This window comes from Sorangium sp. So ce204, assembly GCF_051526795.1.
In the GTDB taxonomy this organism is placed as follows: Bacteria; Myxococcota_A; Polyangia; order Polyangiales; family Polyangiaceae; genus Sorangium; species Sorangium cellulosum_B.
Map to the genome: position 1 here is coordinate 7,124,331 of NZ_CP150317.1, position 20,623 is coordinate 7,144,953.

17 protein-coding genes are annotated in these 20,623 nt (G+C 70.3%); 11 read left to right on the forward strand and 6 right to left on the reverse strand.

Going from position 1 to position 20,623, the window contains the following annotated elements; translation table 11 throughout:
• Nucleotide 1: 1 nt before the first annotated feature.
• Together WMF22_RS26605 and WMF22_RS26610 are read right to left on the reverse strand one after the other, a co-directional pair.
• Complete coding sequence (locus tag WMF22_RS26605; protein ID WP_438031602.1) at nt 2-1,321, reverse strand: FecR domain-containing protein; 1,320 nt, start codon at nt 1,319-1,321, stop codon at nt 2-4.
• Nucleotides 1,318-1,953 (reverse strand): RNA polymerase sigma factor, encoded by a 636-nt coding sequence (locus WMF22_RS26610; protein ID WP_437292803.1) that lies wholly within the window; start codon nt 1,951-1,953, stop codon nt 1,318-1,320. Before WMF22_RS26610 ends, WMF22_RS26605 begins: the two co-directional genes overlap by 4 nt.
• Nucleotides 1,954-2,089: 136 nt before the next feature.
• Between WMF22_RS26610 and WMF22_RS26615 the strand changes: the two genes are divergently transcribed.
• The 5 genes from WMF22_RS26615 (at nt 2,090) to WMF22_RS26635 (ending at nt 10,003) form a co-directional block, all read left to right on the forward strand.
• Complete coding sequence (locus WMF22_RS26615) at nt 2,090-3,823, forward strand: pectate lyase family protein (RefSeq protein ID WP_437292804.1); 1,734 nt, start codon at nt 2,090-2,092, stop codon at nt 3,821-3,823.
• Between the two features lie 153 nt (nt 3,824-3,976).
• Nucleotides 3,977-4,951 carry a GAF domain-containing protein gene (locus WMF22_RS26620; protein WP_437292805.1) on the forward strand — a complete coding sequence of 325 codons (975 nt, stop codon included), beginning with the start codon at nt 3,977-3,979 and terminating at the stop codon, nt 4,949-4,951.
• Nucleotides 4,945-5,145: a hypothetical protein gene (locus WMF22_RS26625; protein WP_044965728.1), complete on the forward strand. Its 201-nt coding sequence runs from the start codon at nt 4,945-4,947 to the stop codon at nt 5,143-5,145. Before WMF22_RS26620 ends, WMF22_RS26625 begins: the two co-directional genes overlap by 7 nt.
• A gap of 277 nt (nt 5,146-5,422) precedes the next feature.
• Entirely contained in the window at nt 5,423-7,183 is a 1,761-nt protein-coding gene (locus WMF22_RS26630; RefSeq protein WP_438031603.1) for a glycoside hydrolase family 5 protein, read from the forward strand.
• 654 nt (nt 7,184-7,837) lie between these two features.
• The gene (locus WMF22_RS26635) at nt 7,838-10,003 is read left to right on the forward strand and encodes a cytochrome-c peroxidase (protein WP_438037285.1); all 2,166 of its coding nucleotides are present in this window, start codon (nt 7,838-7,840) and stop codon (nt 10,001-10,003) included.
• Between the two features lie 303 nt (nt 10,004-10,306).
• On the opposite strand, the gene WMF22_RS26640 is transcribed toward WMF22_RS26635, so the two are convergent.
• From WMF22_RS26640 to WMF22_RS26650, 3 genes are all read right to left on the reverse strand, one after another.
• Complete coding sequence (locus tag WMF22_RS26640) at nt 10,307-11,140, reverse strand: TetR/AcrR family transcriptional regulator (protein WP_438031604.1); 834 nt, start codon at nt 11,138-11,140, stop codon at nt 10,307-10,309.
• 178 nt (nt 11,141-11,318) lie between these two features.
• Nucleotides 11,319-13,379, reverse strand: coding sequence for a hypothetical protein (locus WMF22_RS26645; RefSeq protein ID WP_438031605.1), 2,061 nt, complete (start codon nt 13,377-13,379; stop codon nt 11,319-11,321).
• Between the two features lie 89 nt (nt 13,380-13,468).
• The gene (locus tag WMF22_RS26650) at nt 13,469-15,073 is read right to left on the reverse strand and encodes a hypothetical protein (protein WP_438031606.1); all 1,605 of its coding nucleotides are present in this window, start codon (nt 15,071-15,073) and stop codon (nt 13,469-13,471) included.
• Between the two features lie 449 nt (nt 15,074-15,522).
• Here WMF22_RS26650 and WMF22_RS26655 point away from each other — a divergent pair, with 449 nt between their 5' ends.
• Nucleotides 15,523-15,939 (forward strand): hypothetical protein, encoded by a 417-nt coding sequence (locus tag WMF22_RS26655; RefSeq protein ID WP_438031607.1) that lies wholly within the window; start codon nt 15,523-15,525, stop codon nt 15,937-15,939.
• Between the two features lie 24 nt (nt 15,940-15,963).
• On the opposite strand, the gene ssuD is transcribed toward WMF22_RS26655, so the two are convergent.
• The gene (gene ssuD, locus WMF22_RS26660) at nt 15,964-17,103 is read right to left on the reverse strand and encodes an FMNH2-dependent alkanesulfonate monooxygenase (RefSeq protein ID WP_438031608.1); all 1,140 of its coding nucleotides are present in this window, start codon (nt 17,101-17,103) and stop codon (nt 15,964-15,966) included.
• Nucleotides 17,104-17,105: 2 nt separating this feature from the next.
• On the opposite strand from ssuD, the gene WMF22_RS26665 reads away from it, so the two are divergent.
• The 5 genes from WMF22_RS26665 to WMF22_RS26685 all read left to right on the forward strand — a co-directional run bounded on the left by WMF22_RS26665 (nt 17,106) and on the right by WMF22_RS26685 (nt 20,613).
• Complete coding sequence (locus WMF22_RS26665; protein ID WP_438031609.1) at nt 17,106-17,270, forward strand: hypothetical protein; 165 nt, start codon at nt 17,106-17,108, stop codon at nt 17,268-17,270.
• Between the two features lie 178 nt (nt 17,271-17,448).
• Complete coding sequence (locus WMF22_RS26670; RefSeq protein WP_438031610.1) at nt 17,449-18,495, forward strand: sulfonate ABC transporter substrate-binding protein; 1,047 nt, start codon at nt 17,449-17,451, stop codon at nt 18,493-18,495.
• On the forward strand, nt 18,492-19,304 hold the full coding sequence (locus WMF22_RS26675; RefSeq protein WP_437292813.1) for an ABC transporter permease subunit: 813 nt from the start codon (nt 18,492-18,494) through the stop codon (nt 19,302-19,304). The genes WMF22_RS26670 and WMF22_RS26675 overlap by 4 nt, the downstream gene beginning before the upstream one ends.
• A 4-nt stretch (nt 19,305-19,308) precedes the next feature.
• Nucleotides 19,309-20,136 carry an ABC transporter ATP-binding protein gene (locus tag WMF22_RS26680; protein ID WP_437292814.1) on the forward strand — a complete coding sequence of 276 codons (828 nt, stop codon included), beginning with the start codon at nt 19,309-19,311 and terminating at the stop codon, nt 20,134-20,136.
• 30 nt (nt 20,137-20,166) lie between these two features.
• Nucleotides 20,167-20,613, forward strand: a complete 447-nt coding sequence (locus WMF22_RS26685; RefSeq protein WP_438031611.1) for an NUDIX hydrolase — start codon at nt 20,167-20,169, stop codon at nt 20,611-20,613.
• Nucleotides 20,614-20,623 lie beyond the last annotated feature (10 nt).

Here is a 20,623-nt window from a genome sequence, read left to right on the forward strand (position 1 = left end):
ATCAGGGCTGAGCGGCGAGCTGTCGAGCCGTCTTGGCGTGGACCCCGCTCGGATAGAGGCGCAGGTATTCTTGCGCCACGGCGCGCGCGGCGGCCGGTCCCTCGAGGCTCTGGACCGCGCGCATCTTCCCCGCGAGCGCTTCGGCGGCAAAGGCGCCGCCCGGCGCCTCGCGGAGGGCCGTCTCGTACCAGGTCCTGGCGCGCGCGGCGGCACCGCGGCTCTCGTGAAGGCGCCCGAGCAAGAAGGCCGCGCGGCTCCCCGCGGTCGATGCGTAGCGCGCGCGCAGGGCGAGCAGGGCCTGCTCGGCGAGCTCGTTCTGGCCCACGTAGCGAGCGGCGTCGGCCAGAGCGTTCAAGTCGGCGGCATCGCAGGAGGTGAGACAGCTCTGCGTGCCCCGCGCCGCGGCCTCCTGGACGACGCGCCGGAACTCGCCCTGGGAAACGAGCTTGCTCCAGGGCGGTCTGGTGCTCGGCGGGGCGACCAGGGGCGCCGGGGTTTCAGCGGAGCTCGGCGCCGGGGGAGCAGCGGGCTCCGGCGGCGGTGCCGCGACCTCGGCGAGCTGTCCCTGCGCCGCCGGAGGCGCGGGCTCGGGGCCTTGCGCCGCCGTGTCGGGGGCTTGCGCCGCCGTGTCGGGGGCTTGCGCCGCCGTGTCGAGGGCTTGCGCCGTCGTGTCGCTGACGTGCAGGGTCCTCGCCTGAGCGTCCCCCACAAAGCGCTGCCCCGCGCGCACGCTCACGGCGCCAGAGCCGGCGTAGCCCTCCACCTCGACCGCCCCCTCGCGCAGAATCACCTCGAGCCGCTCGCGGTCGGCGTCCCAGAGGAGCTCGAAGCGCGTGCCCACCACGCGGACCACGAAGGGACCCGCGACGAAGCGCCACTCGCTGTGCCCGGTGTGCGTGACCTCGGCTTCGACCCGGCCGCGCTCGACCGAGATGCGGGCGCCGCGCTCGTTTCTGGTCTCGTCGATACGAAGCCGCGTCCCTGACGCGGCCTGGATCCGCGTCTGATCGGAAAAGGTGATGGCGGCCGGGTGATCGACGGGTACGCGCACATAGCCGCTCTCGTTCACCGCGCCCTCGACGACGTAATCGAGACCTCGCTCCGCTCGCCAGAAGAAGAAAACGACCATCAGCACGCTCGCGGCGAAGGCGAGCGGAGCCACCCAGCGAACGACCACCCGCGCCTTGCTCGCGCGCGCCTGCGCCTCGTCGACGCGGCGCAGGAAGGCGGCGCGCGCCTCGCGGCGCTCCGGCTCGCTCAGCTGAGCGGCTCTCTGCAGGAGGGCCGCGACGGGATCGAGCTGTCGTTCGGGTTCGCTCATGGCCAACGTCCTTCACACCGGGACAGGAACTCCTGGAGGGCTGGCTCGCGCGCCTTGAGCAAGAACGCGCGCGCGCTCTCGAGCTCACGGCGCACCGTCGACTCGGACACGCCGAGCGCCGCGGCCGTCTCGAGCATCTCGAGGCCTTGCACGTGGCGCAGCACGAAGGCCATGCGCCGGCGCGTGCTCAGCCTGTCGAGCACACGGTGGAGGGCGCTGAGCACCTCGCGATGCTCGAAGTCGACGCGCTCGAAGGCGCGCTCGGGGAGCTCTCCGCTCGGGGAAAGGCCCACCCAGCGGCGTATCTTGCGCTTCCGGATCTCGAGCGCTGCCTGCCGCGCCGCCATGGACGCAAGATAGCCACGGAGGGCCCCCCCGTCCTGGATGCGCGCGGCCCCCTGGATCAGGCCGAGAAAGACCTCCTGGACCAGATCTTCGAGGATCGTATCGGGACCGAGGGCGCCATACAGCACACCTCGCACGAGACCCGAGTACCTGTCCCAGATGACGGCGAGGGCCTCCCGCTCTCCAGCGGCGGCGCCAGCGACCAAGCTCGCGTCCGACCGCCTGTCGGCGGGGAAGCGGGCCAAGGTGGGTCCGGGCGGCGGGGCGGAGCGCGTGGGTTGAGCCACTCGCTCCTAGTTACTTGGGGGCATCCCGAGCCTCCAGAAAAATTCGCCCGCCGCCAGGACGCTGGATCGGAGCAGGCAACTCGGAGCATTTGGGTTGCGCTCCCGGGCGTCGCCCCGCAGCTTTGCCCTGTTCGCCATGCGCCTCTCCTGCCGCACCTGGCTGCTCCGAGTCGCCGCGCTCTCGGCCTTGGCCTGGGGGCTCTCCTGCGAGGATCAGCTCATCCAGACGGCCACCCGACCCCCGGGGAACGCGGGTGTCGGCGGCAGCTCTCCTACGCTCACGGAGCTCGCCTGCGACGGCGAGCCGCCCGCGGCGGAGCTCCCTCCGGGGGCCGCCTTCGGAGAGGGAGAGGAGCTCGCGAGTTCGCCGCTCGTCAGCGCGAGCTACGGCGCGCTCGAGGGCCCCGGTCTCTCGATCACGGCGCGCGATACCTTCCGCGTCCACGTCAACGGGGATCTCATCGCCGCGAGCGAGTCGGCGCGCGCTCCGATCTTCGTGCCCCTCTCCTTGTTGCCGGGAGAGAACGTGATCGCCGTGAGCGTTCACGCCGCAGTCGGGACCCCCGCGGCGCTCATCCACCTCGACGAGCTCGAGCGCAGTTATGGGAGCGGCAGCGACTGGAAGCTGAGCACAGCGCCGGAAGGAGACTGGACCGCGCCCGGCTACGACGACAGCGGCTGGACGGCGGCGCGCGAGCTGGGGAGCGCTGGCGATCTGCCGGGCTGCGATCCCGAGGCGGCGTTCCCCGCGAGCACGGAGGCGCGCTGGATCGGGCCCGCGCCGGGGACGCGGGGGCCCATCGCCCTCCGCAAGGTGATACGGGTCGAGGCGATCGGCTTTGGCGAGGGCACCACGGGGGGCGCGGGGGCGACGCCCGTGCTTGTCTCGAGCTGGACCGAGCTCGAGGCGCTCGCCCGCTCGGACGAGCCGGCCGTGATCTTGCTCGCCGAAGGCCTCTACGACTTCCGCCGCACGGGATCGGAGGTCCAGGACATCGAGGTCTGTCCCAGCACCTGCTCGGAGGAGCCCGAGAAGACGTTCCAAGAGGTCCTCACCGGGGATGCGACCTGCGAGCGTCCGCTCGTCGGGGCGACGCGGAACCATCGCGTCCTCCAGTTCGGCTCCAACAAGACCGTCGTCGGGCTCGGCCGCGGCGCGGCGCTGCCGGGCGTGAACATGGATCTCAACCAGAGCGAGAACGTGATCATCCGCAATCTCGCCCTCTACGATCTGAACTCGAACGTGCACGAAGCGGGCGATGCGTTCACGCTGACCCAAGCCTCCAGGGTCTGGATCGATCACACGACCATCCAGCGGATCGGCGACGCCTTCGCCGACGTCCACGCGGGCACGAGCGGGGTCACCTTCTCCTACGGCCATTTCGACGGCAGCAACGAGGCCGAGTGCGGCGGCCGCGAGCGCTGGGCCTGCACGATCACCGACGCCGAGGTGACGATGCACCACTGTCGCTTCGATGAAGTGAGGACGCGCGCCCCCCTCGCCACCGGCCCCCGAGCGCGCGCCCACCTCTTCAACAATGTGTTCTCGAACATCTCGGACTGGGCGGTCGGCGCCGCCTGTGAGGGGCAGGTGCTGCTCGAGGCGAGCGTGTTCGAGAACGCCGAGGCAGCGACGCGGCGCTCGGACTGCAGCGACGGGACGGGCCGGGGACTCCTCCTGGCCGTCCCTGGCTCGAACCTCTACCGCGACGAGAGCGGCGTTCACCTGGGGGGAGACGGGGAGCCAGCGGATGACGTCTTCGAGCCCCCCTACGACTACACGCCCGAGCGGGCGAGCGACGCGTTGCCCCAGGTGATCTCTCGCGCCGGCGCCGGAGGGCCCTGGGCGCTGCCGCTCGCACGCGAGTAAAAAGGGTGGGGTCGTGTCTCCTGGAGCGCGGAGCCGATGAAGCGCCCGCGGGGGCAGCTCGAGGCGCCGGGTTGCGGTAAGGTCGTGAGCCGGGCGCAGGCACGGCGGCGCTCGCGGTTGAGCCCGCCCTGTCGCCCCGGCAAGAACACCCCCATGGCCGATTTGAACGATCCCGCGCGCCTCGCCGAGCTGCACCACGTGCTGCTGCGCGACGACGCGGACGCCATCCTGGACGCCTGCGTCGAGCGGGCGGCCGAGCTCGCCCGGGCGCCGATGGCGCTCGTGAGCCTGGTGGTCCGACACATCCAGCTGTTCCGCGCGCACCGGGGCCTGCCGCCCGACCTGGGCGTCAGCTGCGCGACCTCACGGAGCAGCTCGTTCTGCCAGCTCGTGGTGCGCCACGAGAAGCCGCTCGTTGTCGAGGACGCCGTGCACGACGAGCGCGTGCCCAAGGAGCTGGTGGAGCGTTACGGCATCCGCGCGTACGCGGGAGTGCCGGTGCGGGTGCGACGGCACGTGGTCGGTTCGCTCTGCGTGATTGACCTCGTCCCGCGCACGTTCGAGCCCGGCGTCGTCGAGGGCCTCCATCGGATCGCCGCCGAGGCCGGCGCGCGGCTCGAGGCGCTGGAGAGCGACACGCCGCCGCCGAGCCGCACCGCGCGGGAGCGCCTCGCCCGGTTCGGGCAGACCGCGCGCGCGCTGGAGCGCGCGCTCATGGCCATCGCTCCCGTGATCGCCGAGGCGCAGCGCGCGGCGGCGACGCTGCCGGAGGCGCCGCAGCTCGCGCCGGGCCCGGACGATCTGCGCGCGGCGGTCGACTGCTACCGGGACATGTTCGCGATCGCGGCCGAGCTGGCCGACGACGCCATGGCCCTCTCGCGCTCCGCTCCGGCCGAGGCGGCGTCCGAGCTCGCCCAGGCGACGCGGTCCCTCACGCGGGACATGGTCGAGATCAGCCCGCTCGTCCGGCTCGCCGAGAGCGTGCTCGAGGGCACGCTCGACGAGGGCGCCGCCGCGAGGGCAGCGCACGTCGTGCGGGACGCGTTCGCGGCGCACGAGACCGCGACCGCCGCGGTGCGCCGGATCATCACCACCGTCGAGCGCGCGCGAACAGCGGAGGCGTGGTGAAAGGCCGAGCGTACCAGCTGCTCCGCTCCTGTCTCGGCGACAAGGACCCTCCGAACGCGCGCGACGCGTTCATCTATGCGCGGGTCATCATGCGCGCGCGCGTCGTGCCCGAGGAGATCACGCCGACGCTCGACGACCCCGCCATCGAGCGCCGGCTGGAGAGCGCGCTGCAAGACATCGTCCGCCGCGCGTAGGGAGGGGCCGTCGGCCCCTCGCGCCGTCAGGCTCCGAGAGAGACGCCCACGGGTGGAGTGACGGGTGATCCCGCGCGGGATCGCGCGGATCGCGAATCGTGTGGATCGCGAATCGTGTGGATCGCGCGTGCAGGCCTCGGTGGCTCTCCCACTTTCACCTTCACCCGTCGCGCCGGGCCTGCTATGCAGTGGGTTGCCTTCTTTGCCGATGTCCTTGCTTGACGCCCGCGATAGAGGCCGGGCGCGCCGTGCAAGGCGCCTTCCTTGGAGAATTACGATGACCCATGACTTGACCCCCGGACGGTTCACCGGGCCGAAGTGGACGCGCGGTCTTCTGCAGCTCGCCTTGCCGGCGATGGTGCTGCTCGCATGCGGCGGCCCGTCGGAAGACTCGGCATCAGGCGGCGGCGACGCATCGAGCGTGGCGTCGGCGTCGACCTCCTCGGGCGGCGGCGTCGACACGACGGCGTCGGCCTCCTCGGGCGGCAACGGCGGCTCGGGCGGCAACGGCGGCTCGGGCGGCAACGGCGGCTCGGGCGGCAACGGTGGCAATGGCGGCTCGGGCGGCAATGGCGGCTCGGGCGGCAACGGCGGCTCGGGCGGCTCAGGCGGCAATGGCGGCTCGGGCGGCTCAGGCGGCAATGGCGGCTCGGGCGGCTCAGGCGGCAATGGCGGCTCGGGCGGCAACGGCGGCTCGGGCGGCGCGGCCGGAAACGGCGGCTCAGGCGGCGTCGGCGGCGACGATGCGTCGACCGTGGCCTCCTCGTCGGCCTCCTCGGGCGGCACGAGCGGCGCTGGCGGCACAGGAGGCGATGACGCGTCGACCGCCGCGTCCTCGTCGGCGTCCTCGAGCGGTACCGGCGCTTCGACGTCGACCGTGGCCTCCTCGTCGGCCTCCTCGAGCAGCGCCGGTGGCACGGGCGGCGGCGATGCCTCGACGTCGACCGTGGCCTCCTCATCGGCCTCGTCCGGCAGCGGCGGCGCGGGCGGCGGCGATGCCTCGACGTCGGCCGTAGCATCCTCGTCGGCCTCCTCGGGCGGCGGCATGGGTGGCGGCGATGCCTCGACGTCGAGCGCGACCACCGCCTCGAGCGGCACGAGCTCGACCACCTCGACCGGCACGGGCCCCCTCGCGAGGACGCCGGTGGAGCGGCACGGCCGCCTGAAGGTGAGGGGCAACCGCGTCGTCGACGAGCACGGCGAAGAGCTCCAGCTCAAGGGCATGAGCATGTTCTGGAGCGTCTGGGAGGGCGAGAAGTTCTACAACACGTCCGCCGTCGACACGCTCGTGAACGACTGGGATGCGACCGTCGTCCGCGCCGCGATGACCGCCAACACATCGCGGCTCGGCTACGTCAACAACCCGGACGCGGAGAAGCGGAAGGTCAAGGCGATCGTCGACGCCGCCATCGCCAGAGGCATCTACGTGATCGTCGACTGGCATGATCATGACGCCATCCAGAACAAGGAGGCCGCGAAGCGCTTCTTCCGGGAGATGGCGGCGGAGTACGGCGATGAGCCCGCCGTGATCTTCGAGGTGTTCAACGAGCCCGACACCGAGACCTGGGCGCAGGTGAAGGCGTATGCCGAGGAGGTGATCCGGGAGATCCGCGGCGCCGGCTCCGACAACCTCGTGATCGTCGGGTCGCCGAACTGGTCGCAGGACGTGGACGTCGCCGCCAACAACCCGATCACGAGCCACGACAACATCGCCTACACGCTCCACTTCTATGCGGCGACGCACAAGGATTGGCTGCGCGCCAAGGCGACGACCGCGATGACCAAGGGCCTCGCGCTGTTCGTCACCGAGTGGGGCACCTGCGCTTCCACCGGGGACGGCGCGCTGGATCTCGCCGAGGCGCAGCGGTGGCTCGACTTCATGGCCGGCAACAGCATCAGCTGGCTCAACTGGTCCATCGTCGACAAGGCCGAGTCCTGCGCCGCGCTCAGGCCCGGCGCGAGCGCCGGCGGCCCGTGGTCGGATGGCCAGCTGACCGAGTCGGGGCGGTGGGTGAAGCAGAAGATCCAGGCGCCTTGACGCGGGAAGCCCGCCGAGGGGCGCCGTCGAGGCCGGGGGCGCTCCGCCCGGGTCGGTCGCGCGGCGCCACCTCGCCTCGGGCGCGGACAGCGAAGCTCCCGCGGCGCGCTTTCCGTTCCTTCGAGGCCTCCTCGAAGACCAGAGTCTAGCCCTCTCGCCTTCGCCTCGTTCACCAGGCGATCCGCGCTCGATCGGCTCACTCCCGCGCTTCCTCATCGACGACATTGCCCGAACTCGGTGGATGAGTCAGGGTTTCGGCGACGCACACGGCCGCGCCTGCTCGGCGCGGTGACGGCGCGATGAAGGGATATGTCCTGTCCCTTCATCCCACTTCGTCCGGTCCTCGACAGAGGTCGTCTTCTCCCTCGAATCCCCCGCGCGAGCCGGTGCGCTCGCGACACGGGGAGACGCCCGGCCGAGACGAGACAGGACGAGACGTCGATGCGCACCCTGGACACGCGCTGTCTTTCTGAAGATCGGATGACTTGAAGAGACTCGAACGATGCCGGGCGGAACCGCGTCGAGCGTCGGCGCTCGCGACATCCGCTCATCGCAGGTCGGACGAACATGCCGGCGACCCGCGGTGTCCCGCGAGGACGCTGGATCGCTCCGCCTGTCATTCACTCGCGCAGCAGCGAAGGAGGCTTCCTCGTGATGGTTAGAGCTCGTTCTGAAGACCCGCGCACGGGCGAGATCGGGGCGTGCATCCTCGTCGTCCTGATGGGTCTATCGTCAACCGCCGGCTGCTGGCCCGAGGGACGCGAGCCACCGTGCTCGGGATGCGGGAGGCCCGGACCGTCTTCGTCGCTCGGGAGCGGCGGGGCTTCGTCGCTCGGGGACGGCGGCTCAGCATCGCTCGGGGACGGCGGGTCTTCGTCGCTCGGGGACGGCGGGTCCTCGTCGCCGGTCACGCCCGGGAGCGGCGACTCGCCGTCGGATCCGCCGGACGACGGCGCGACGCCCGCGCCAGCCACTCCGCCGCCGTCCGTCGGCTCGCTCCGAGGCGTCGCCGTCCCGGAGCCGCGCGACCTGTCCCGCTACGTCAAGAGCAGGGAGACGGCCGTGGCCCTCGGAAAGGCGCTGTTCTGGGACATGCAGGTCGGCAGCGACGGCGTGGCGTGCGCGACGTGCCACTTCCACGCCGGCGCCGACCACCGCAAGCGAAACCAGATCAACCCGGGTATCAACAACCAGGATCCCGAGCGGCGCACGAGGTTTGAAGCCACGAGGTCGGACGGGAAGGGCGGACCGAACTACGCGCTCGTGGCGAGCGACTGGACCTTCCGCCGCGACTTCCCCGCGGATGCCGATGACGTCATCTCTTCGCAGGGGGTGTTCCACGCTCGATTCAACGGCATCGTGCCCGGGAGCGAGAAGGACGACTGCACGCTGCTGCCGGACGTCTTCCAGGTGCAAGGGGTGAACGTGCGGCGCGTCGAGCCGCGGCAGACGCCCACCGTCATCAACGCAGTGTTCAACTTCCGCAACTTCTGGGACGGACGCGCAAGCAACCATTTCAACGGAGTGAACCCGTTCGGCAGGCGAGATCCGGACGCCGCCGTCCACGCCGTGCGCGATGGCGTCCTGGTCCGCGAGAGGGTCGACCTGGAGAACTCGAGCCTCGCATCTCAGGCCGTGGGCCCGCCGGTCAACCCCTTCGAGATGTCGTGTGAGGGGAGGACGTACGCTGACGTCGCCGCGAAGCTCTTGCCGCGCAGGCCGCTCGCTCTCCAGATCGTGGACCCCACGGACAGCATCCTCGGTGAGCTCCGGGATTCGAGCGGAAAAGGGCTCGCTCCGTCCTATGGGCAGCTCGTCGAAGAGGCCTTCATGGACGCGTACTGGCGGTCGGATCAGCGCGTCGGCGATCGGCCGCTCGTGGAGGCGAACTTCTCGCTCTTCTTTGGCCTCGCCATCCAGCTCTACGAGGCCACGCTCGTGTCCGACAACAGCCGGTTCGATCGCTTCGCCGACGGGGACAGCGCCGCCCTGAGCGACGAGGAGCGCGCGGGGCTCGCGATCTTCCAGGGCAAGGGCAGGTGCATCAACTGCCACCATGGCCCCGAGTTCACCAGCGCCGCCACCCGCCCGCAGCGCGAGGAGCAGGTGGGCGGCTTGATCTCGCGGATGCGGGTCGGGGACGGCGGCGCCGCGCTGTACGACAGGGGCTACTACAACATTGGCGTTCGACCGAGCGAGGAGGACATCGGCGTCGGGGGGGTCGACCCCTTCGGTCATCCGTTCTCGTTCGCGCGGCAAGGGAAGCTGCTCGCCACGGGCGAGGGCGCCCCGGACGTATTCGGCATCAACCCGGCGTCGTTCGAGGTCGAACCAGGGGTGCCGATCGCATCGGGCGAGCGCGATGCGGTCGACGGCGCCTTCAAGGTCCCGACGCTCCGGAACATCGAGCTGACGGGCCCCTATTTCCACAACGGAGGCGCGCTGACGCTGCGGCAAGTCGTCGAATTTTACAACCGTGGCGGCGGCCGGCGAGAACGGGAGGGCGGTGACACCACCGGGTTTGGGACCAACGGGACGAACCTGGCTCCGAACATTCAGCCGCTCGGGCTGACGGAAGATGAGAAGAAGGCGCTCGTGGCGTTCCTGGCGACGCTCACGGACGAGCGGGTCCGGTTCGAGGAGGCGCCGTTCGATCACCCGCAGCTGTTCGTCGTCGACGGTCACTTCTGGAATGAATGGACCGTGGTGGATGACGGCACGGGGCGTGCTCGCGAGAAGATCAAGGAGGTGCCGGCGGTCGGTGCCGCGGGGCGCAGGCCGAAGGACCTCCCTGGGCTTGCGCCTTTCAACCCGCTCTGAGCGCCCCGGCGATCCCAACCTGGGCGATCCCAACCTGGGTCGGCGCGATCCTGCGGCGATCCCAACCTGCGGCGATCCCAACCTGGGTCGGGTCGCCCGGTTCCGCTCAACCTGGGTCGGGTCGCCTCAACCTGGGTCGGGTCGCCTCAACCTGGGTCGGGTCGCCTGGGTCGGGTCGCCTCCGGGTCGCCTCAACCTGGGTCGGGTCCGCTCTGGGTCGGGTCCGCTTCAACCTGGGTCGGCTCCGGTCGCCTCAACCTGGGTCGGGTCCGCTGGTCGGGTCCGCTCTGGGTCGGGTCCGCTTCAACCCGGGTCGGCTCCCCCTGGGTCGGCTCCCCCTGCCTTCTTCCGGAGCGCCGCGAGCCTCGACGGCCGCACCAGCAGCCCGCCCACCGTCTGATCCGCGACGAGCTCCGCGATCTGCTCCGGCCCGTAGCCCAGCGCCGCCGGGTCGCTGGCCGCGAGCGGATGCACGCGCGCTCCTCCCTCGGGACGGCACCAGTTCTGCACGCTCTCGTCCTGCGCCAGCACCGTCAGCGCGCACAGGTAGGCGTCCACCTCGCGGAACCTCCCCTCCCCCATCCCGCGCCCCACCATCGCGGCCACGGCCTCGGTCAGCGCGCGCCGCTCGGCCCAGTACGTCGCGAACGCCGCCGGATCCCGCTCGCTGAACCGGTGGATCTCCGTGATCTCCAGCGGAAACCCGCACACCGTCTGCACGTCGAAGCGCACGAAGCGCCATAGCTGCACGTCCGCCGTCTCGCCGGCCGCCTCGAGGCTCCGCGCGTACGACAGCGGCAGCCGGTTCACCTGCTGCAGGATCTCCGCGACGATCAGCTCCTTGCGCCGGAACCAGTAGTACAGCGACGACTGCCGGAGCCCCGCCGCCTGCGCGACCTCCAGCATCGACACCTCGGCCACCCCCCGCTCGGCGAACAGCCGTCCCGCCACCTGCAGAATCTGCTCCCGCGGCGCGAGATCGCTCCGCTGCGGCGCCTTGCGCGGCCGGCCCATGCGGCGCGGGCTCCCCTCGGCCTTCTGCTCGCCTCCGGCGTTCCGCCTCCCTTCCGCCGGCTGCCTTCCTTCGGCGCTGCGCCTGCCGCCGGTCTTCGGAGGAGGAGCCATCTCTGTCTTCATCGTCATCGTCCGAGGTGGCCACCACGCAACCGCGCGATCGCCGTCGCGCCCTCATGCCGCCTCGCCCTCCCGCGCGTCAATCGGCTCCGCGCTCGCCTCGATCGGACCTGAGCGGAGGCCGCCGGAAGCGCCGAACGGGACGCGAGCCGGGCGCCCCGTCACGAGAGCGCGACGCGGATCAGTCCTCGAATCGAACGTTGTCCAGATAGTAGGAGCCGGAGTTGGGGGGCACGGTGAGCCTGAGCTTCAGCTTCACGTCGCTCGGCCCTGCGTTGAGCGCGGCCTGGATCGCCGGGAGCGTCGGGAGCGGGAACGCGACGGTGTTGAATGCGCCCCGGGTGAGGCCGTTGAGACTGACCAGCCCGACCGACAGCTGGGAGATGCTGGCGGACGGGATCTCGATAAACACCTGGAGGGCGCCGTTGTTCGCCGGGGCCGGCACGGCGACGGGCAAGAAGAGATCGACCTTGATCTTGTCCCCAACCGGCGTGAGGCCCGAGGTGCTGAAGATCGGGCTGATGATCTCGCTTTGCCAGAGCGAGCTCCTGATCTCCAGCGACGAGATGCCCTCCCTCACTCGGCCCGTGTGGGTCGCGAGCTGGGCGTCCGGCGACGTCCACGCGCCCGGCGTCTCGAACCCGAGGATCGGGTTGTTGAGCAGGTACTCGGTCATCACCTGCTGGCGGAACGGGAGGAACACGTTGATGAGGGCCGGCGAGATCATGAAGCGCTGCGGACCGCTCGGGTTGCTCGGGTCGACAGGCTCCGTCCTCTCGGAGGTGTGGGTGAAGACCAGGGTGCTCGGAAACGGAGCGGACAGGCCTACATCGAAGGTGCTCGACGGGTCGCCATTACGGTCAGCCGGCTCGTGGCACCCCGAGCACGCGAGGGTCTGCGCGCGCCCGACGATCTGGTCGACGGACAGGTTGCCGGGCGTGCCGGACAGGTCGCTGCCCATGGCGGCCAGCTGGTTCTCGATGTTGGTCCGGAGGGTCGACGTCCCGGTGCCGAGCGCGTTCAAGTAGTTGTTCTGGAGGGGGATCATCAGGCTCTCGCCCCCGTTGATCGCATCGGGCAGGGCCGACGGGTAGCCGAAGCGGTTGATATCGTCGGCAGCCGCGAGCCGCTCCACCGCGCCTGGAAAGATGTTGTGCCGGAAGTCCGTGACCCGCGGGTCGCTCGATGCGGCGGGCGAGAAGAGCCTCGCGCCCGGGTTGTCCTTGACGAAGGACGGGACGATATTGAGCGAAGGGCTGCCGCTCGTGCCGTGGACGAGCCTGAACTCACGGAGCGACCAGGCTTCCGGCGACCCCGTGCCGTTCAGGAACTCGTTGGTTCGGATCTGGCCGCGGTCGGGCCCCGCGGCGTGGCCGTAATGGTCGATGTGGAAGACGGGCTCGAACCCGGGCAGGCCCAGGAAGTAGAACTGCCAGAGCTCGATCCTCCGCGTCGCCACGCTCTTCGCGGGATCCGACTGGTTCAGCCAGAACTGGACGACCGGGAGGCAAGCTTCCCGGCCGAGGCTCGGGTTCGGGTTCGGCAGCCGGCCCTCGAAGATGATGAAATTCCGATTGAAGTTGCCGGCATCCGTCCGGCCGCTGCGCCTCGCGAAGACGATCCGGTACTCCCCGCAATTGGAGCCGTCCGGCGGGGCGAGGTCGAAGCGGTTCGAGAGCGTCGTGGCCATGTACGCGCTGTCGGCGTTCGGGTCGGCGAAAGGATCGTTCGCGGCTTCGTCCGCAGTACGCGGGCAGAGGACCGGCCACCCGTTGATCGAGCCGGTGGGTTGCTCGGCCGGGGCCGAGGAGCCGGGGGGGTAGATATCGGCGGTGTTGGCCGGCACATCGTCGCAGTGCGGGGCGGAGAAGAAGGTCGCTGTCGCGGCTGTCCGGTGGGTGTCCATGAACTGACGGAACAGCGTGAGGGGCGTCCGGCCCGTGGCCCCCGACTGGTTGATCAGCTGCTGCAGCACCGTCTGCAGCGTGAAGCTGGACACGATGTCGACGTCCGTGACGACGAGTGACTTCCGCGGATCGATCGGGAACGGCAGCGTGAGCTGCTGGGCGGCCGCGGCGATCTCGCTCTCCGCGAGCTCGGCCAGCTCACCGGCCCCGGCCAGCCCGCCGTCCTCCGGCCTGAAGTCCGAGCACGCGGCAGGAAGGAGGGCGAGCGTGGCCAGCGCGGCGTTTCGCGTTCTCCGCCTCGCACGGGCAGAGCCGGGACCAGACCATGAGCGCACCGAAATGCTCGAACTCGAATGCTTGAACAACATGAGACCTCCTGTAGAAGATCACGGTGACGGGCCGCGCCCCCGAGGGGCGCCCGCGATCAGGGAGCGGGCGTGACGCTGAGCGCGCCCTTGGCGCTGAGGGACGCCTTGTAGCTCCCGGGCGCAGGATAGGTGATGTGGAACACGGCGCTATTGGGCGAGAGGGTCTTCGTCTCCCCCGACGCCAGCGCGCCGCCCTCCGGCTTCCAGAACTGCGTGCACGCATCCGACTGCCCAGCCGTGTGCGTCTGGACGAGCACGCAGGCGTCTCCACCGCTCTGGTTCGCGATTGTCTGGCTGACCTGGTACGTGAGCTCAAGGGCATCACCGCCGGCCGCCGCGAGCTCGGTCGCTGCATTCCATGAGGTCACGCCGGTCGCGCCACACTTCAGGTACCAGTGGCTGGGCGCGCCGGCGCAGGCGGGGATCGGCGCTGCCGCCGTGCCGCGGGTCACCTTGACCGTCGCCTCGGACGACGAGACCCCGAGCAACGAGATGGCGAGGTCCGCGTCGCGATCAACGAACGTATGACCCCAGGGGAGCGCCTCGCGCGAGGCGTCTGCCTGAAGATGAGCGAAGTCGATGATCGGCCACGAGGGCGTCATGTTGACGATGCCCTTCGGGCTCCCCTCCAGCGGGCCTCGGTGCACGAGGATCCCGCGAGCGACCGGCGCGTTTGCCGTGAACCCGTCGACCCTATCGGGGGTGGACTGACGATATTGATCGAAGCCGATCGGCTGACGATATTCGACCTGGTACGTCTCGTCCCCGCCGGGGATGGGGATGACGAGCCGCTGCACGCCCGTCGAGATGACCTCGATCGGCTTGACGCTGACGATGGAGGTCCCGCTCGCGCTCACGGTCGCCGTGTTCTCCGGATTGAACCAGCCGAACAGCGCCTTCTCCGGAGCACTGTAGTGCATGTACCCCCCACCCACCGGGCTGAACGAGTCTCCCATATCTTGGACGCAGCTCGTGTTCCCCGCGTTGAGCTGACCGGGGTTGGCGCACCAAGGCAGATTGGGCTGCGCGCAGGTCGTGCTCATCGGCGCCCAGTTGCCAGCGCTGTCGGCGCAATTCAGCACATTGGCGTGGACCAGGCCCATGCTGTGCCCCAGCTCGTGCGCATACGTGCCAGCGTCGGTGGGGCTGGGATACCACGTGTGGGACCCCGAGGAATAAGCGCCGGCACAGCTCGACGGAAACCCGTTGAAAAAGTGCATCGTGTTATCGTAGTTGGCCTCCACGTAGCCCCCGAGGTTCGCGGCCGCTTGCCTGCCCAGCGCCATGTGCAGGCCGAGATCGCAGATCGTGGGCATCTCCGCGTTGATCGTGTACCAGCCGTAATAGTCCCCGTCGGGGTTGATGTGGCCGGTCAGGTTCATCTTTCCGTACGAGGCTTCAATGAAGAAGTTGTTGGCCGAATCCGGGTCGTTGAAGAGGCGGTCCCGCACGTCATTGATGGTGTAGGTCGGAGCCGGGCTGTTCTTGAATCGGATGAAGATCGCCGCGACCTTGAAGCCGCCGACGATGGCCGGCTGCTGGACGGCGGAGATCGACTCGACCTCCTCCGCCTCACCCTCCTCCGTCGCAGCGCTGCAGGCGGAGAGCGCGAGGCAGAGAACAAGAAACCCGCTGCGATGGGCGGACAAAACGTTGCGCATTGTGCCTCTGTGATGTCGGAAAAAGCGCGTGACAACAGCGGACGCGAGCGTGTCTGGAATCACGGACTCCAGACCTCGAACCCACGCGCAGGCTCGGGGCTCACGACGTGACGAGCCGCCAGGCCGCCTTCGAAGGGAGCGGGCCCGGGGGAGAGTCCAGTCGCTTCGGAGACGTCAAGCCCCAGCCGCGGGACCTGCGTGGGCCAGGTTCATTGCACCCGCTCCTGCTCACTGGATGCGGTCAGGCCCGGTCGCCCTTCATGAAATCGTAACGTCCTCATCGATTCCGGGACGAATCCGCCGCACAAGGGGCGCCGTAGTTCCGTCCCGGACCGCTGCCATGGAAATTCTCGTGGCATCGATTTTTTGACGCTGATCGTCTTCGGGGACCGGTGGCCGGCGAGCTCTCCGCCGCCTCCCCCCTGCGTCTCCTGCGTTTCCAGCCGGAGATGGCCGCGCCCATCGTCTCCCACGTGTCAGCGGAGATCCTGGTCGACGAGCCCGATCGGATCGCCGCCGAGGTGGTCCGGGCGATCTACCGCAGGTCCACGCGCAGTTTCATCGGCGCCCACCCGGTGTTCGAGCGCAGCATCCAGAAACGCTCCCGGGTTGGCCTGGCGCTGGCGCAGCATCCAGAAACCCTCCCGGGTTGGCCTGGCGCTGGCGCAGCATCCAGAAACCCTCCCGGGTTGGCCTGGCGCTGGCGCAGCATCCAGAAACCCTCCCGGGTTGGCCTGGAGCCACGCTCCGGCGAGGACGACGAGGGCGTCGGCAGTGAACCCGACATTGACGGCGCGAGGGGCCTCGAGCTGGATCGACCGGGCGCTCCCGAGCCTGGAACCTGGGAGGCCTATCTGACAAGGTGATCGTCTCGGGGGGGATCGGCCGCCTCAGCTCTGCGATCGGTGCGGGACGATGTCGTTGGCGATGATCTCGCCGAACGGCCCCGTGAGGTTCGGGCGGACGCCTGCGGCCCTCCGCTCGACGGGGAGCCGCGGGAAGAGCAGCTCGGCGACCCGATAGGCCTCTTCGAGGTGCGGGTACCCCGACAGGATGAACGTCTCGATCCCGAGCTCCGCGTACTCCTTCATGCGGCGCGCGACCGTCTCCGCGTCGCCCACGAGCGCCGTTCCGGCCCCGCCGCGCACGAGGCCCACGCCGGCCCAGAGGTTCGGGCTCACCTCGAGGGCGTCGCGCCGCCCCTTGTGCAGCGCCGCCATGCGCCGCTGCCCCTCGGAGTCGAGGCGCCCGAAGGCCTGCTGCGCCGCTGCGATGGTGCTGTCGTCGAGGTGCCGGATCAGGTCGTTCGCGGCGGCCCACGCCGCCTCGGCCGTCTCGCGGACGATGACGTGAAGGCGGATCCCGAAGCGCACCGCGCGCTGCTCCGCGGCCGCGCGGCGGCGCACGTCCGCGATCTTCTCGGCCACGGCGGCCGGAGGCTCTCCCCAGGTCAGATAAACGTCGACGTGGCGCGCCGCGAGCGCGTGCGCCGCGGGCGACGACCCCCCGAAGTAGAGCGGCGGGTGCGGCGCCTGGAGCGGCGGAAACAAGATCTTCGCGCCCTTCACGCGCAGGTGCTGCCCCGTGAAGTCGACCGTCTCGCCGGCCATGACGCGCCGCCAGATGCCGAGGAACTCGTCGGTGACGACGTAGCGCTCGTCGTGCTTCAGGAAGACGCCGTCCCCCTCGGACTCCGCCGGATCGCCGCCGGTCACGACGTTGACGAGCAGGCGGCCGTCCGACAGGCGATCGACGGTGGACGCCATGCGGGCGGCCCACGTGGGCGAGACGACGCCCGGCCGCACGGCGACGAGGAAGCGAAGCCGCTGCGTCAGCGGGATCATCGCCGACGCGACCGCCCAGGCGTCCTCGCACGATCGCCCGGTGGGGACCAGCACGCCGTGATAGCCGAGGTCGTCGGCGGCCTGCGCGATCTGACGAAGATAAGGGAGCGTGACGGGGCGCGCGCCCTCGGCGGTGCCAAGATAGCGGCCGTCCCCGTGCGTTGGGAGAAACCAGAAGACGTTCATCGATGGAGAAGCTCCTCGCCCGTGGGTCGCCGGGTCAGGCGCGCGAGAGCACGATCCGCACCGCGCGCCGCCGCGCGCTCGAGCCCGCGGCGCCAAGGAACCTCGCCGGGCAGGCCGCCGCGACGCCGCTGCTGCCCCAGCAACACCAACTGCGGATCGACTGCTGATGAAGCAGCAATCGACGGCTCCTCCACGGGGCCTCCCCGGCGGAGCGCCGCGCCTCGACCTGGCACAGGGGCTGCTGGACCAAACTCACCACCTCGCCTCCGTCACAGATGCAATTTTGCATCGAACATAGAATTCTTGCGTGCTGACGTGGGTTGTAGAGGAGGCGAAAGAGCCCTCATGAGCAGGTACATCTCGTTCACGACGATCCGCTCCGCGCTGCTGGGCTGCGCAGCTCTCTCGAGCTTGTTGCTGCTCGGGTGCGGCCGCGACGGGGGCGAGGTGGGCGCCACGGGCGAGAAGGCGGCGAACGCCGGACAGGCGGCCGAGGACACGCGGGCGGCGGTGGTGGTCCGGCTGGGGTACCAGAAGATCGGCACGCCGTTTCTCCTCAAGGAGCGCGCGGAGGCCCTGACGAGGGCGCTCGAGGCGAGGAACGCCCGCGCCGAGTGGGTCGAGTTTCAGGCCGGTCCTCCGCTGCTCGAGGCGATGCGCGCGGGCGCCGTGGACGTCGGCCACGTCGGCGAGACGCCGCCTGTGTTCGCGCAGGCGGGCGGCGTGCCCTTCATCTATGCCGCCACCGACGCGCCGGCGCCCAGGGCCGAGGCGATCGTCGTCAAGAAGGACTCTCCGATCCGAACGCTCGCGGCCTTGAAAGGCAAGCGCGTCGCCCTCAACCGCGGCTCCAACGTGCATTACCTGCTGGTTCGGGCCCTCGAGAGCGCCGGGCTGACGCTGGACGACATCCAGGTCGTCTTCCTGGCGCCCGCCGACGCGCGGACCGCGTTCGAGGGTGGCAATGTCGATGCCTGGGTGATCTGGGATCCTTTCCTGGCAGCGGCCGAGCTCGCCGGGGCCCGTGTCCTCCAGGACGGCGAGGGGCTCGTCGACAACCGCCTCTTCTATGTCGTCCGGCGAGAGTTCGCGGAAGAGCAGCCGGCGATCTTGCAGATCGTGTTCGACGAGTACCGCGCCCTGAGCGCCTGGGAGGACGGGCACCGCGAGGAAGCCTCGCAGATCCTCGCGAGATCTTCGGGGATCTCGTACGAGGCGTTCCTGCGGTCCGAGCACCGGCGCGCGTTCCAGATCCTGCCGATCACGCCCGAGATCGTGCAAAGGCAGCAAGCCATCGCCGATACGTTCCACAAGCTCGCGATCATCCCGCGCGACATCCGCGTCGAGGAGGCGCTCCTGCCGGGCGCCGCGATCGTCGGAGGCGCGCGATGACGGCCGGCGAAGCGCCGATCCGAGGCGGCGCGGCGCGCGGGTTCGGCGTGCGCATCGCGCCCTGGCTGGCCCCGCTGGCCCTCGTGATCCTCTGGGAGGTCCTGTCGCGGCTGCAGATCATCCCGAAAAGCCTGCTGCCGTCGCCCGTCGAGGTGCTCGTGGCCGCGTCGAACGCCACGAGGAGCGGCGATCTGCCCGCGCACCTCGGCGTGAGCGCGCTGCGGGCGGCCGGCGGGCTCGTCGTCGGCGCCGCCGTCGGGCTCGCGCTCGGCCTCGGCACGGGGCTCTCGCGCCCGCTGCAGCTGGTCATCGACGGGCCGCTGCAGATGCTCCGGGCGATCCCCGCGCTGGCGCTCGTGCCGCTCGTGATCCTGTGGTTCGGGCTCGGCGAGACAGCGAAGCTCTTCATCGTCGCGATCACGGTGCTGTTCCCCGTCTACCTGAACACGTTCCACGGGGTGCGCAGCGTGGATCCGCAGCTCATCGAGATGGCGCAGGTCTACGACGTGCGGGGGTTCGCGCTCTACCGCGAGGTCATCTTCCCGGGCGCGCTCCCCTCGATCCTCGTGGGTCTGCGCTTCGCGCTCGGGCTCTCGTGGCTCGTGCTCATCGTCGCGGAGACCCTCGGCGCGAGCCAGGGCCTGGGCTATGTCGCGATGAACGCCCGCGAGTTCATGCAGATGGATCTCCTGGTGCTCACGATCGTGCTCTGGGCCATCCTCGGCAAGCTGGCCGACTCCCTGGCGCGGTGGCTCGAGCGCCGGCTCCTGCCGTGGCAGCCGCAGCTGCAGCGGCTCGAGGCGAGGTGAGCGAATGAGCGGTTCGGGCGATCAGACCGCCGGCGCGCGCGTCGTGCTGGAGCAGGTCGACAAGCGGTACGGCGACCGGCTGGCGCTCTCGGGCATCGCGCTCGACATCCGCCCTGGCGAGTTCGTGACGATCGTCGGGCGGAGCGGCTCGGGCAAGAGCACGCTGCTCCGCGTCCTGTGCGGCCTCGAGCAGCCGACGCGCGGCGCGGCGCGCGTCCTGGCCTCGAGGGAGGTCGCGGCGCGCGAGGCCGTGCGCGTCGTCTTCCAGGAGCCCCGCCTGCTGCCCTGGCGCACGGTGCTGGAGAACACGTGCATCGGCGGGCCGAGAGGGCGCGACGCGCGCGCGCGCGACGTGCTCGACCGGGTCGGGCTCGGAGATCGGCTGAACGACTACCCGGGCGTGCTCTCGGGAGGTCAGCGGCAGCGGGTCGCCCTCGCGCGCGCGCTCGTGCACGACCCGAAGGTGCTGCTGCTCGACGAGCCGTTCGGCGCGCTCGACGCCCTGACGCGGATCGGGGCGCAACGCCTCGTCGAGTCGCTGTGGGCGCAGCGCCGCTTCACGGCCATCCTGGTGACGCACGACGTGGAGGAGGCGGTCCTGCTCGGAGATCGCGTGCTGGTGTTCGATGAGGGGCGCGTCGTGGAGAGCGTCGCGGTGGATCTGCCACGCCCCCGGGCCAGGGAGGTGCCGGAGGTCGGCCGCCTCGCTGGCGTGCTCCTCGACGCGATCTTCAGGAGATCCCCGGAGGAAGGCGGGCTGTCACGGCGCGGCGCGCGCGAGGCGGCGTCGCTGTCCGTGCCGATGGCCCTCCTGGCCGACGCGGGGGAATGATAGAGCGGTTCCGGAGGGAGGGCGGCCGCTGTGCGCGTGGTGGGAAAGGCGTTCGCTTACATCACGAATGGAGGGAGACTGCTGGTCTTCGAGCACGCGGACTTCCCGGAGGCGGGCCTCCAGGTGCCCGCCGGGACGATCCTTCCAGGCGAACCACCTGATACGGCCGTGGTCCGCGAGGCGCGGGAGGAGACCGGGCTGGGCGCGTTTTCGGCGGTGGAGTTCATCGGCACGTCGGAGTTCGACGCACGACGCGTGGGGAAGGAAGAGATGCACCTTCGCCACTTCTTCCACCTGCCGGTCGTGGCCCCCGTCCCGGAGAGGTGGAGACACCACGAGCGGGATGGATCGGACGGTGCTCGTGAGCCGATCGCCTTCGATCTCTACTGGCTGCCCATGTCGATCGCCGCTGCCCGCTTGATCGCAGACCATGGCCAGCTGATCGCCGCTCTCCGCGACGTGCTGCCCGAGCCGTGAGCCTGTCGCT

What these genes read in the sequence shown, in the direction of transcription:
- WMF22_RS26605 (WP_438031602.1), bottom strand. Translation starts at nt 1,321, where the DNA reads ATGAGCGAACCCGAACGACAGCTCGATCCCGTCGCGGCCCTCCTGCAG.
- WMF22_RS26615 (WP_437292804.1), top strand. Translation starts at nt 2,090, where the DNA reads ATGCGCCTCTCCTGCCGCACCTGGCTGCTCCGAGTCGCCGCGCTCTCG.
- WMF22_RS26620 (WP_437292805.1), top strand. Translation starts at nt 3,977, where the DNA reads ATGGCCGATTTGAACGATCCCGCGCGCCTCGCCGAGCTGCACCACGTG.
- WMF22_RS26630 (WP_438031603.1), top strand. Translation starts at nt 5,423, where the DNA reads ATGACCCATGACTTGACCCCCGGACGGTTCACCGGGCCGAAGTGGACG.
- WMF22_RS26635 (WP_438037285.1), top strand. Translation starts at nt 7,838, where the DNA reads ATGGTTAGAGCTCGTTCTGAAGACCCGCGCACGGGCGAGATCGGGGCG.
- WMF22_RS26640 (WP_438031604.1), bottom strand. Translation starts at nt 11,140, where the DNA reads ATGAAGACAGAGATGGCTCCTCCTCCGAAGACCGGCGGCAGGCGCAGC.
- WMF22_RS26650 (WP_438031606.1), bottom strand. Translation starts at nt 15,073, where the DNA reads ATGCGCAACGTTTTGTCCGCCCATCGCAGCGGGTTTCTTGTTCTCTGC.
- WMF22_RS26655 (WP_438031607.1), top strand. Translation starts at nt 15,523, where the DNA reads ATGGCCGCGCCCATCGTCTCCCACGTGTCAGCGGAGATCCTGGTCGAC.
- ssuD (WP_438031608.1), bottom strand. Translation starts at nt 17,103, where the DNA reads ATGAACGTCTTCTGGTTTCTCCCAACGCACGGGGACGGCCGCTATCTT.
- WMF22_RS26665 (WP_438031609.1), top strand. Translation starts at nt 17,106, where the DNA reads ATGGAGAAGCTCCTCGCCCGTGGGTCGCCGGGTCAGGCGCGCGAGAGC.
- WMF22_RS26670 (WP_438031610.1), top strand. Translation starts at nt 17,449, where the DNA reads ATGAGCAGGTACATCTCGTTCACGACGATCCGCTCCGCGCTGCTGGGC.
- WMF22_RS26675 (WP_437292813.1), top strand. Translation starts at nt 18,492, where the DNA reads ATGACGGCCGGCGAAGCGCCGATCCGAGGCGGCGCGGCGCGCGGGTTC.
- WMF22_RS26680 (WP_437292814.1), top strand. Translation starts at nt 19,309, where the DNA reads ATGAGCGGTTCGGGCGATCAGACCGCCGGCGCGCGCGTCGTGCTGGAG.